This window comes from Serratia sp. 22264 (assembly GCF_052045345.1).
In the GTDB taxonomy this organism is placed as follows: domain Bacteria; phylum Pseudomonadota; class Gammaproteobacteria; order Enterobacterales; family Enterobacteriaceae; genus Serratia; species Serratia plymuthica.
This window is the reverse complement of the sequence record NZ_JBQEOY010000001.1, coordinates 1633464-1644696: the sequence shown is the minus strand read 5'-3', so window position 1 is coordinate 1644696 and position 11233 is coordinate 1633464. Positions and strand designations below refer to the sequence as shown.

Below are 11233 nucleotides of genomic sequence, written 5' to 3'. Positions count from 1 at the left end.
GTACGTATTGAAAATAGGAGTCTATCAATGGGACGTCAACGCAGCATCGATCGTGACAAAGTTCTGGATGCGGCCGAAGAGATTGTCGCCAACCAGGGCGCCGCCGGACTGACCATTGATTCCGTCGCTAAAGCGATGGGGATCTCCAAAGGCGGAGTACAATACTGCTTCGGCAGTAAAGATGCGTTGATCGATGCGATGTTTGAACGCTGGGGCAAGGCGTATGACACCCTGTTCGACGCGATTGCCGGGGAGAACCCCTCGGCGACCACCGCCGTGCAGGCGCATATGCAGGCGACCAGAAGTTCCGATCAGGCGTCCAGCGCCAAGGCTGCGGGGTTGATGGCGACGCTGATTCAAACGCCGGAGCATCTGGACAGCACGCGTGAATGGTACCGCAGCCGAATTGCCGGTCTGGATTTGACCACTGAGCAGGGAAGGCGCGCGCGGCTGGCCTTTCTGGCCACCGAAGGGGCATTTATGCTGCGTTTTTTTGGTTTGATGAATATCGACCAGCAAGAGTGGGACGCTATGTTTACGGATATGCAGGCACTGATTCTGGCGCAAAGCCAAACGGCTGCAGGGGATCCGGCATTGAAGTAATATGCGAAAATCACCTTAACCCCGATACCGTTCGGGGTTGGCGCGCAGGCCGGGTTGATATCGGCCTGGTCGGTTACCCTGTTTTACGGCAGAGGTATTTGCCCTTTATGACGCCGTCATAAAATCTGCCTTTCGAAACCACCACAACAAAGTCCTGGTAGATACGATTGGGAACCCCGATATATTGATAGATCCCTGCATCACGAAACTGGATTTCCAGAACCTGAGCAGTTTCATCATAGCCTATTGATATAATTCTTGAAGATGAAACCGGTTGTCGCTGCAAGTATACTCCCCTCTGTTAATTCATTATTATTTATATGGTTATAGGCTGCCCGTTAACCATACCAGAAGCCGGAATGCGCCGCCATACGCTTCGCTTCAAGAGGAAAGCTATCGCACCGATAGCTGGCGGGGCCAAAGAGGAAAGCGTAGGGTTATCTCATAAGATATTCCCTCGAAGACCCCTTTAGCCAGCCACTCCGTGCTGGCTTTTTTTTTACGGTGTTGTTCATTCTGAGGCGGGTGGAGAAACAAGTCACGGACCACCTAACGTGACCCGTAATTGTAGCAGTGCAACCCGTTATAATGGAAAGCAACAGGTTTACTTGATGACTATCTAAAATACTTGTTTAAAGGGTTTTACGGTCACGTCACCATAAACGCCGGCAGCGACGTAGGGATCCTGTTCTGCCCAGGCTTGGGCATCCGCCAGCGAGGCGAATTCCGCAATCACCGTAGAGCCGCTGAAGCCCGCACTACCCGGATCGTTGCTGTCGATAGCCGGGTTTGGGCCGGCAACCACCAGACGGCCTTCATCCCGCAGCGCCTGCAGGCGTGCCAAATGCGCCGGCCGCACCGACAGACGGTTTTCCAATGAGTTAGGGACGTCCTGCGCGTAGATCAGATAAAGCATGTTTCACCTTTAAAATCATTAGTATAGAAGGGGGGGATTCAAGGTAGCGCAAAAGGCGCGCCAAGGGAATGCCTGGCAGGGGGAATTTACCTCTAGCTGGCGCTTATGCCTTGAAGCAGCTAGTTTTTATTCGTATAGTGCGGCCGCGCGATGAATTGAACCCCTGTGTGAGAGGTGAGGAAATGACGGAACTGGTTAGGGATAAACTCGACTTGCCTGAGGGCAAAAGCAAGCTGTTGCTGCACTCCTGCTGTGCGCCTTGTTCCGGTGAGGTGATGGAAGCCATTCAAGCCTCCGGCATCGAATACGCTATCTTTTTCTATAACCCGAATATTCACCCGCAAAAAGAGTATTTGCTGCGCAAGGAAGAGAACATTCGCTTTGCCGAGCAACATGGGATAGCCATTATTGACGCCGATTACGATACCGATAACTGGTTTGCCCGCGCCAAAGGCATGGAAAACGAACCAGAGCGTGGGATCCGTTGCACCATGTGTTTCGACATGCGTTTCGAGCGCACCGCGTTGTACGCACATGAAAACGGCTACGACACCATCTCCAGTTCGCTGGGTATTTCCCGCTGGAAGAATATGCAGCAAATCACCGATTGCGGTATTCGCGCGGCAGAAAAATATCCTGACCTGCAGTATTGGGATTACAATTGGCGCAAAAAAGGCGGCGCATCGCGAATGATAGAAATCAGCAAGCGCGAACGCTTCTACCAGCAAGAATACTGTGGCTGTGTCTATTCGTTGCGTGATACCAACCTGCATCGCAAAGCGCAGGGGCGGCCACTGATCAAACTGGGCGTGCTGTATTACGGTGATGAAGAATAACGCCGCATTGGTGAAGAATGACCCGCTACGGCGGGTTTTTTTGTTTTTGTCGCGATAAATCAGGTTAATAGAGCGTGTGAAATCCTCAGTAAAAATGCAAATAAAAGGTTAATATCCCCATGAGTTTACAGGTTTTAGCGATGAATAATGACGATTAAAGCGATAGTTTGCCATTCGTTATTGAATATGATTGCTATTTGCATTTAAACTTGGCGAACCAGAGGAAACAGAATCATTATGCCGCTAAAAAAGATGTTCCTTAATCGCCGTTTATCAGTGCCGATTGTCCTGTCCGTTGGCTTACATAGCGCCCTGGTGGCGAGCTTGCTCTATGCTTCTGTCAATGAAGTCATGGAGTTGCCGAAACCAGAGGATGCGCCGATCAGCGTCATGATGGTCAATACCGCGGCAATGGCCGAGCCGCCGCCGCCCGCGCCTGCTGAGCCAGAACCGCAGGTGGAACCGGAACCGGAACCAGAACCAGAGCCTGAACCGCTGCCAGAGCCACCGCCAAAGGCGATACTGAAGCCTGAGCCGGTAAAACCCAAACCGAAGCCGAAACCGAAGCCGAAGGTCGAAAAAACGGTCAAACGCGAGCTGCAGAAAACCGAGCCGCGCGAGCCATCGCCGTTTGAAAATAACGAGCCGGCCAAGCCAGTCGACAAAGCGCCGGTGAAGCAAGCGCCTTCAGCGCCGGTTCAGGGCAATTCGCGTGATGTGGGGCCGAAGCCAATCAGCCGTGCAGATCCGATCTACCCACCGCGCGCCAGAGCCTTGCAGATTGAAGGCAGTGTGCGGGTTCAATTTGATATCGACAGCGACGGCCGCGTGACCAACGTGCGTATCCTGTCTGCGGAACCGCGCAATATGTTCGAGCGTGAGGTAAAACAGGCATTGCGCAAGTGGCGTTACGAAGCCAAGGAAGCGAAAGATCGCGTCGTTAATATCCGCTTTAAAATAAACGGCACCACGGAGATGGACTGATATCGACGTTGGCGCCAATAGAAAAGGGTCGCCGGAGCGACCCTTTTTGCTGTCTGCATTTCAGCTATTCTTCAAAGCCGACGCGGAAGTTCATTTTGCCATCGGGCAGGGCGCGTGAATTGCCCTCATCGTCCACCGCCACATAAGTAAATACCGCCTCGGTTGCACGGTAGCGCTGACCGATAGGCGCGGAGGACACTTTCTTTACCCACACTTCTATATTGATGGTGATCGAACTGCGTCCGGTGCGGATACACTGCGCATAGCAGCAAACCACATCACCCACTGCGACCGGTTTCAGGAAGGTCATACCATCGACACGCACTGTCACTACGCGCCCTTCGGCAATTTCTTTCGCCTGAATAGCGCCGCCAATGTCCATTTGCGACATTAGCCAGCCGCCAAAAATATCACCGTTGGCATTGGTATCTGCCGGCATTGCCAGAGTACGCAGCACCATTTCGCCACTGGGTAAAGGTCGTTGTTGAGTCATAGCCGTCTGCTTATCAAAGAAGGGTTTTCATTATACTGCCCGCAGCAAGCGCTACGGGCATTAACAATTTTGTAACTATTTTTTCTGTTCTTCCGGCATGTGCCGATAAATATAAATACCGCTGAGCAGGGTAAACACCAGCGTCAGCGCCGTCAGGCCGAACACTTTAAAGTTAACCCAAACGCTTTGCGGCAGCCAGAAGGCGACGTAGATATTCGCCAGGCCACAGACCAGGAAGAATACCGCCCAGGCCAGGTTGAGGTTGCTCCACACTTTGTCCGGCAGCGTCAGCTCTTTACCCAGCATGCGCTGAACCAGAGGTTTCTTGAGCACCAGTTGGCTGATCAGCAACGCCAACGCAAACAGGGTATAGATGACCGTGACTTTCCATTTGATAAACAAATCGTTATGGAATACCAGCGTCAGGGTGCCGAACACCAGCACCATCAGGAAGGTGATCAGCGTCATCTTCTCGACCTTGCGGTATTTGATCCAGGTGAACACCAGCGCCAGTGCGGTAGCGACAATCAACGCGCCGGAGGCGACGTAGATATCGTAGAGCTTATAAAAAGCAAAAAAGACAATTAACGGGAGGAAATCAAGAAACTGCTTCATAAATCAATCCATCATCTGTTCATCGCCCGACTATACCGGATTCGGCGGGCTCTGTGTACCGCTGGGAAGCGCTGATTATCGGCGTTTGGGGGCCGGATTTCTGCCATGAAAGCAGGAATTTGCATAAACTTACGATTGAGGTCGCGACTTCGTGGTGGGCCGATTGCCAGCGCGGCCCTGGCATCTCATGATACGCGTAATAATAGACGGATAATTTATAACGGAAAACAGTTTATGCAGTGGAAATCTCTCCAGGCGTTGACGCCTGGTTTGACGCATTTATTAGGGTATCAACGCAGTTGGCTTAAACCGGATATACGCGCCGGGCTCTCCGTAGCTGCGGTGGCATTGCCGGTGGCGATCGCTTACGCCGAGCTGGCCGGGGTCAGCCCGGTGGTGGGGCTGTACTCCTGTATTTTGCCGATGGTCGCCTACGCGTTTTTCGGATCGTCGCGCCAGCTTATTGTCGGGCCGGACGCAGCCACCTGTGCAGTGATAGCCGCAGTAGTGACGCCGCTGGCTGCGGGTAATATGGAGCGGCATTGGCAACTCACCATTATGATGACGGCAATGATGGGCGCCTGGTGCCTGTTGGCTAGCCGTTTCAAACTGGGCGCATTGGCGGATCTGCTCTCCCGGCCGATACTCAGCGGGCTGCTGAACGGTGTGGCGATCACTATCATGGTCGATCAGATCGGCAAGGTCCTCGGTTTTGGCGTTCACCCTGCGCAGTTGATTGAGCGCATTTACGCGCTGCCGGGCAACCTGATGCACAGCGACTGGCTGACTATGGCGGTGTCGCTGTTGACGCTGGTCACGCTGCTGGGGTTTAAAAAATGGCGTCCTAACTGGCCGGCACCGCTGTTTGCCATCGTATTGGCGGCTTTCGTCACCTGGATAGGCGGGTTACAACGGCATGGCGTAGTGACGGTGGGGGGTTTTAGCGACATATTACCGATAGTCCAGTGGCCGGATTTCCAGCCAGGGTTGCTGCGAGACATGGTGATCCCGGCACTCAACCTGGCGGTAGTGAGTTTTGTCAGCATGATGCTGACTGCGCGCAGTTTTGCGGCAAAGAATGGCTATGAGGTGAACGCCGACGCTGAGTTCCGCGCGCTGGGGCTGGTGAATATCGTTTCGGCGCTTTCGCAGGGGTTTGCCATCAGCGGGGCGGATTCCCGTACTGCGGTTAACGATGCCAACGGCGGCAAGAGTCAATTGGTGTCGATCATTGCAGCGGGGGTGATTGCTTTCGTGCTGTTGTTCCTGATGGCGCCGCTGCAGTTTATTCCGGTGGCGGGATTAGGCGTAGTGCTGATGTATGCCGCCTGGTCGTTGCTGGATTTTCGGGGCATCTGGATCATGCGCCGCCGCAATGCGCAGGCCTTCAGGTTGGCCATGTTCACCTTCTTGTGCGTGCTGCTGGTGGGGGTGATCAGCGGTATCGGCCTGGCGGTATTGCTGGGGCTGATGCAGTTCCTGCGCACGGTATTTCGTCCGACGGAGCAGTTGCTGGGTGTGAACGACGAGGGCATGATCCACTCGATGGGCAACAACAACGGCGTTAAAGCGGTACCCGGCGTGATGATGTACCGCTTCAACTCGCCGTTAACCTATTTTAACGTGGCGTACTTCAAGCGTCGGATCCTGAATTTGGTGGACAGTACACCATTTCAGCCGCGCTGGGTGGTGGTGGATGCTGTCGCCAGCTTTACCCACGCGGATATCAGCGTTCTGGCGGCGATAGATGAGCTGAAACGCGATCTGTTACAGCGTAACGTTAAGCTGGTGTTGGCAGGGAGGAGAACCGAGCTGACGCGTTGGTTCCGCATCAATCGGCTGGGACGCGATCGGGAATTGATTCTGGTGCCGGATTTGTATCTGGCGTTGAAGCTGATTCAGAGTAAGGAACAGGCTGAGACGGCCGCGGTTCCATAAGCAAAAAGGGCACGCCGAGGCGTGCCCTTTTAGTCACTGCAGGCAGATCAACTGCGCAGCAGCATATACAGACGGAACAGGTAAATCAGCAACAGGGCGGAAACCAGGTTGCTCAGCGCGGTAAGCACTACGCTGGCGACATTCGGGGTCAGTACCGAAAGGTGGCTCACCATAAACAACACCAGCAGCTTGGCGGCCAACCACAGCATCATGGCCGGCACAATCACGCGCGCATTGGCGAAGGCCAGTTTGCAACTCAACTTGATCGACGCGAACACGCCTTTTTTGTCGGCGGTGGTGATCACCGGCGCCAGCGAGAAGGCGATCGCCATGATTACGCCCGGCACGACGAACAGCGTCAAGCCTAGCTGAATCAGCAGAGTGCAGATAAACAGCAGCAGCAGCAAACGCGGCAATTCCGGCGCAGAAGCGCCAATAGCGCGCAGCGCGCTGATGCGTTGCCCCTGGGACACCAGGCTAATCAGCGTCAGCATCCCGCCAACCAACAACACGTTGCCCACCAAAGCGGAGAAAGTGGCGGCAGCTGACACCTTCAATAACACCATCTGCTGCTCGGGCGTCATTTGCTGAATGATTTCCTGGATCCCCATTCCGGCGGATGCCGTAAAATCACCTTCCGTTGCGGACAAGATCTTCAACTGCTCGACGTCAGGGCTAAAAACCTGATTGAGCAGCACAGAAATGAACGCGGTCAACAGCGCCAGCATCAGAATGCTGGTCAGTTGATTACGGAAAAAGTTAAAACTGTCACGGTACAACGTGTTGGCCGTGATAGGCATGCAGACTCCTTGGCGTCGAGAAACAAAGATATATCCATCGCCTTTCAAATTGCGCCATGGTTGGCCGCAACTTGAAATTCATAGGTATATAGCAAAATCAGTGGGCGATTGTACCCTGTTCCGCGTCGCTGTGGCACCCCGCGAGTTGCACTGCGGCTATTTCTTCGGCAATCACCGTTATTGGCAGCGACAAGGGTAAAGGAACCGGCAACGGCGGCAGACCATAACGCTCGCGAGCGCGATCGCAAGCTTCGTTGCGCAGGCCGTTTTCTCCGGACTGATCGAATTCGCGACAAGGGCTGGGGCGATTGAGATAAATGGAGCAGGACACGGCCTTGCCGATTTCGCCCTCGAGAGCGGTACAGCGCGGGGACTTGCTGTTAGTCCCCTGCATACAGCGCAAAAAGGGAGTTAAGGGCTCGGTAAGAGAGATAGGAACCACGCCGCCGCCATCTTCCGCTTCGGCCCAATAGAATGACACTCGAAAATAGCCGCAGCATGCACCGCAACTGACACAGGGATTATGAATTTCGCTCATCTTGATCGCGCCGACTCCTGACGGCACTCACCAAAACCAACACGGATAATGAACTTACTCAGTGGCTGTTTTTTTAGCAACAGAAGTTTGAACATGCAGATGATTTGCAACAAAATGCATTTTTTGATTCAGATCAATTCTCGATTTATTAGTCCCTTAGGTAACCTTGTTTTTAGTAGGAATAAAAAAATTTACACATAAGATGTGATCCCGATGGGATCATAAATACCCGTAAGTAGGTATATTCCCTTCCGAATAGTAACCACACAAATGGAATGGATAATGAAAAAGACAACTCTGGTGGTATTGGCGGCTATGATGGCTCCAATGTTGGCAAGCGCGCATCAGGCGGGTGATTTTCTTTTCCGCGCGGGGGCGGCGACGGTTCGGCCCAATGCAGGATCGGACGACGTACTGGGGCAGGGATCCTTCAATGCCGATAATAATACCCAGCTCGGCCTGACCTTCGGCTATATGGTAACGGACAATATTGGCGTGGAACTGCTGGCTGCGACGCCGTTCCGCCATAAGGTGTCGTTGAACGGCGCGGCAGTGAACGGCAACATCGCCACGGTGCGCGATCTGCCGCCGAGTCTGATGGCGCAATATTACTTTGGCGACAAGCAGGACAAACTGCGTCCGTATCTGGGGCTTGGCGTGAACTACACCACTTTCTTTGATGAAAAATTCAATGACAATGGCAAAGGAGCCGGGCTGAGTAATCTGAGCCTGAAAGACTCCTGGGGTGTCGCTGCGCAGGCGGGCCTGGATTACAACCTGGATGAACACTGGATGTTGAATATGTCGGTGTGGTGGATGAATATCGAGACCAAAACCCGCTTTGATGACGCCAACGGCAACCATCACAGCATTGATACGCGGTTGGATCCTTGGGTGTTTATGTTCGGGGCAGGTTATCGCTTCTGAGGATGACCGAGACAGGGAGGCGCAATGCCTCCCTGCGATCGTTATTTGAGTTGCATGACGTTCTCAACGGATTTAACACCCGCCACGCCGCGTGTGGTCTGCACCGCACGGTTGGCATCTTCGCTGGAAGTGACAAAGCCGCTCAATTGCACCCGGCCTTTAAAGGTCTCTACGCTGATTTCTCTCGACTTGATGTTTTTATCTGCCAGCAGTGCTGATTTCACTTTGGTGGTAATCACCGTATCGTCAATATAACCGCCAGTCCCTTCGGATTTCGCTGTCGGCGCGCAGGCGCTTACTGCGAATGCCACAACGGCTGCCATGCATAAGGCCGAAAGGGTTTTAAATAGCTTCATAAATTACTCTCCATGCAATGTTATTGTTGAAACTACATTCAGGTTATTACCTGAAAACGCTCAGTATTTCCGCAAAATGCAGAAATCTGCAACGGGCACCTTCAAGTGTGAGTCAATAAGCGGGTTTGTTCAAATTTTAGATGTAAAAAAATCGAACAACACTGAGAGGAAACAAGATGTTATCGGCGGGCGCGATCCATCACGCCCGCCTCAGGGAGGATCAACTTCGGGTCGCGGCTTTCATTTCGCGAACAAAGTTCGCCAGCCGAGTCAGCATTTCTGCCGGCTGCGCCTGATTTTGCTCGATAATTTTGACGATCGCCGAACCGGAGATCGCACCGGCGGCACCGGCCCGCAGCGCATCATGCACCTGCGCAGGCTCGGAAATGCCGAACCCCTGCAGCGGTGGCGCGGCATGGTATTCGCGCAGTTTGTTCACCAGATGATGCAGTGGCAATTGAGCGCGGCTTTCGGTGCCGGTAACGCCTGCGCGGGACAGCAGGTAAGTATAACCCCGTCCGTGCGAAGAGATTTCACGCAGCAAATCGTCGTCTGCGTTCGGCGGGCAGATAAAGATAGGCGCGATGCCGTGGCGGGTAGCGGCGGCACGGAAGGGCGCAGACTCTTCAAATGGCACGTCGGCAATCAGCACCGAATCCACGCCGACTTCGGCGCAACGCTGGTAAAAGGCATCGATGCCTTTATGAAACACCAGGTTGGCGTACATCAGCAGGCCGATAGGAATGGTCGGGTGCTTCTGACGAATGGCGGCCAGCATTTCAAAACACTGGGTCGGCGTCACGCCGGAGGCGAAGGCACGCAGCGCAGCGCTCTGAATAGTCGGGCCATCGGCCAAGGGATCGGAGAATGGGATGCCCAGCTCCAGCGCATCTGCCCCGGCTTCAACCAGAGTATCGATAATCTGCAGCGACAGTGCCGGGTTCGGATCGCCCAGGGTGACAAACGGGACGAAGGCGCCTTCCTTGTTGCTTTCCAGACGTTTGAACAGTTGCTGATAACGTTCCATCAGATTTCTCCCCGAGCTTTCAGTATGTCGTGAACGGTAAATATGTCTTTGTCGCCGCGGCCGGACAGGTTAACCACCAGGATCTGTTCTTTCTGCGGCGTTTCACGGATCATTTTAAGCGCGTGCGCCAGGGCGTGGGAGGACTCCAGTGCCGGGATAATGCCTTCGCTGCGCGACAAAGCCTTGAAGGCATCCAGCGCTTCGTCGTCGGTAATCGACACATATTCGGCACGGCCAATGCTGTTCAGATAGGCGTGCTGCGGCCCGACGGACGGGAAGTCCAGCCCGGCGGAAATGGAATAGGACTCCTCGATCTGGCCTTCGGAGGTCTGCATCATCGGCGCTTTCATACCGAAATAGATACCGACGTGGCCGTGCTTCAGCGGTGCACCGTGTTGGCCGGTTTCGATACCGAGGCCGGCAGGTTCCACACCGATCAGCCCAACGCTGACGTCATCGATAAAGTCGGCGAACATGCCGATGGCGTTAGAACCGCCGCCGACGCACGCCAATACGGCGTCCGGCAGGCGGCCTTCGCGCTCCAGCATCTGCGCTTTGGTTTCTTCGCCGATCATGCGCTGGAACTCACGCACGATGGTCGGGTACGGGTGCGGGCCGGCTGCGGTACCCAGCATATAGTGGGCGGTTTCATAGCTGCCGGACCAGTCGCGCAGCGCTTCGTTGCAGGCATCTTTCAGCGTGGAGGAGCCGCTGTGCACCGGGATCACTTCTGCACCCATCAGGCGCATGCGGAACACGTTCGGCGACTGGCGTTCAATATCTTTGGCACCCATATAGATGCGGCATTTCAGGCCGAGCAATGCACAGGCCAGAGCAGAGGCCACGCCATGCTGGCCGGCACCGGTTTCGGCGATGATTTCGGTTTTGCCCATGCGCTTGGCCAGCAACGCTTGCCCCAGCACCTGGTTGGTTTTGTGCGCGCCGCCGTGCAGCAAATCTTCACGCTTCAGGTACAGCTTGGTTTTGGTGCCGGCGGTGAGGTTTTTGCACAGCGTCAGCGCCGTCGGGCGGCCGGCGTAGTTTTTCAGCAGATCGATAAACTCAGCCTGGAATTCAGGGTCGCGCTGCGCGCTGACGAAGGCCTCTTCCAGTTGTTTTAATGCCGGCATCAGAATCTGCGGCACATATTGGCCACCAAATTCGCCGAAGTAGGGGTTAAGCAGCGTCATTATAGTTCCC

14 protein-coding genes are annotated in these 11233 nt (G+C 54.3%); 5 read left to right on the top strand and 9 right to left on the bottom strand.

Going from position 1 to position 11233, the window contains the following annotated elements:
• The first annotated feature begins 27 nt into the window (after positions 1-27).
• On the top strand, positions 28-603 hold the full coding sequence (locus ACTJJ1_RS07580) for a TetR/AcrR family transcriptional regulator (protein ID WP_004945288.1): 576 nt from the start codon (positions 28-30) through the stop codon (positions 601-603).
• Positions 604-676: 73 nt separating this feature from the next.
• Here ACTJJ1_RS07580 and ACTJJ1_RS07575 read toward each other — a convergent pair whose 3' ends face one another.
• Together ACTJJ1_RS07575 and ACTJJ1_RS07570 are read right to left on the bottom strand one after the other, a co-directional pair.
• Positions 677-889 (bottom strand): KTSC domain-containing protein, encoded by a 213-nt coding sequence (locus ACTJJ1_RS07575; RefSeq protein ID WP_006325768.1) that lies wholly within the window; start codon positions 887-889, stop codon positions 677-679.
• Between the two features lie 333 nt (positions 890-1222).
• Positions 1223-1519, bottom strand: a complete 297-nt coding sequence (locus ACTJJ1_RS07570) for a YciI family protein (RefSeq protein ID WP_004945285.1) — start codon at positions 1517-1519, stop codon at positions 1223-1225.
• 182 nt (positions 1520-1701) lie between these two features.
• Between ACTJJ1_RS07570 and ACTJJ1_RS07565 the strand changes: the two genes are divergently transcribed.
• Positions 1702-2355: an epoxyqueuosine reductase QueH gene (locus tag ACTJJ1_RS07565; protein WP_122289116.1), complete on the top strand. Its 654-nt coding sequence runs from the start codon at positions 1702-1704 to the stop codon at positions 2353-2355.
• Positions 2356-2592: 237 nt separating this feature from the next.
• Complete coding sequence (gene tonB, locus ACTJJ1_RS07560) at positions 2593-3339, top strand: TonB system transport protein TonB (protein WP_440833011.1); 747 nt, start codon at positions 2593-2595, stop codon at positions 3337-3339.
• Positions 3340-3403: 64 nt separating this feature from the next.
• On the opposite strand, the gene yciA is transcribed toward tonB, so the two are convergent.
• Positions 3404-3832 (bottom strand): acyl-CoA thioester hydrolase YciA, encoded by a 429-nt coding sequence (gene yciA, locus ACTJJ1_RS07555; RefSeq protein WP_004945276.1) that lies wholly within the window; start codon positions 3830-3832, stop codon positions 3404-3406.
• Positions 3833-3907: 75 nt separating this feature from the next.
• Positions 3908-4447 carry a septation protein A gene (locus ACTJJ1_RS07550; protein WP_006325764.1) on the bottom strand — a complete coding sequence of 180 codons (540 nt, stop codon included), beginning with the start codon at positions 4445-4447 and terminating at the stop codon, positions 3908-3910.
• 234 nt (positions 4448-4681) lie between these two features.
• Here ACTJJ1_RS07550 and ACTJJ1_RS07545 point away from each other — a divergent pair, with 234 nt between their 5' ends.
• A complete protein-coding gene (locus tag ACTJJ1_RS07545; RefSeq protein WP_440833008.1) occupies positions 4682-6385 on the top strand; it encodes a SulP family inorganic anion transporter in 1704 nt (567 codons plus the stop codon).
• 47 nt (positions 6386-6432) lie between these two features.
• On the opposite strand, the gene ACTJJ1_RS07540 is transcribed toward ACTJJ1_RS07545, so the two are convergent.
• Together ACTJJ1_RS07540 and ACTJJ1_RS07535 are read right to left on the bottom strand one after the other, a co-directional pair.
• Positions 6433-7185 carry a YciC family protein gene (locus tag ACTJJ1_RS07540; RefSeq protein WP_004945267.1) on the bottom strand — a complete coding sequence of 251 codons (753 nt, stop codon included), beginning with the start codon at positions 7183-7185 and terminating at the stop codon, positions 6433-6435.
• A 97-nt stretch (positions 7186-7282) separates the two neighbouring features.
• Complete coding sequence (locus ACTJJ1_RS07535) at positions 7283-7723, bottom strand: YkgJ family cysteine cluster protein (protein ID WP_037433010.1); 441 nt, start codon at positions 7721-7723, stop codon at positions 7283-7285.
• A 282-nt stretch (positions 7724-8005) separates the two neighbouring features.
• Here ACTJJ1_RS07535 and ompW point away from each other — a divergent pair, with 282 nt between their 5' ends.
• The gene (gene ompW / locus ACTJJ1_RS07530; protein ID WP_006325752.1) at positions 8006-8650 is read left to right on the top strand and encodes an outer membrane protein OmpW; all 645 of its coding nucleotides are present in this window, start codon (positions 8006-8008) and stop codon (positions 8648-8650) included.
• A 41-nt stretch (positions 8651-8691) separates the two neighbouring features.
• Here the strand turns inward: ompW and ACTJJ1_RS07525 are convergent, their stop codons facing one another.
• From ACTJJ1_RS07525 to trpB, 3 genes are all read right to left on the bottom strand, one after another.
• Complete coding sequence (locus tag ACTJJ1_RS07525; protein ID WP_004945257.1) at positions 8692-9006, bottom strand: BON domain-containing protein; 315 nt, start codon at positions 9004-9006, stop codon at positions 8692-8694.
• A gap of 220 nt (positions 9007-9226) precedes the next feature.
• Entirely contained in the window at positions 9227-10033 is an 807-nt protein-coding gene (gene trpA, locus ACTJJ1_RS07520) for a tryptophan synthase subunit alpha (protein ID WP_440833005.1), read from the bottom strand.
• Positions 10033-11223, bottom strand: a complete 1191-nt coding sequence (gene trpB, locus ACTJJ1_RS07515; RefSeq protein ID WP_004945250.1) for a tryptophan synthase subunit beta — start codon at positions 11221-11223, stop codon at positions 10033-10035. The genes trpA and trpB overlap by 1 nt, the downstream gene beginning before the upstream one ends.
• Between the last annotated feature and the right edge of the window lie 10 nt (positions 11224-11233).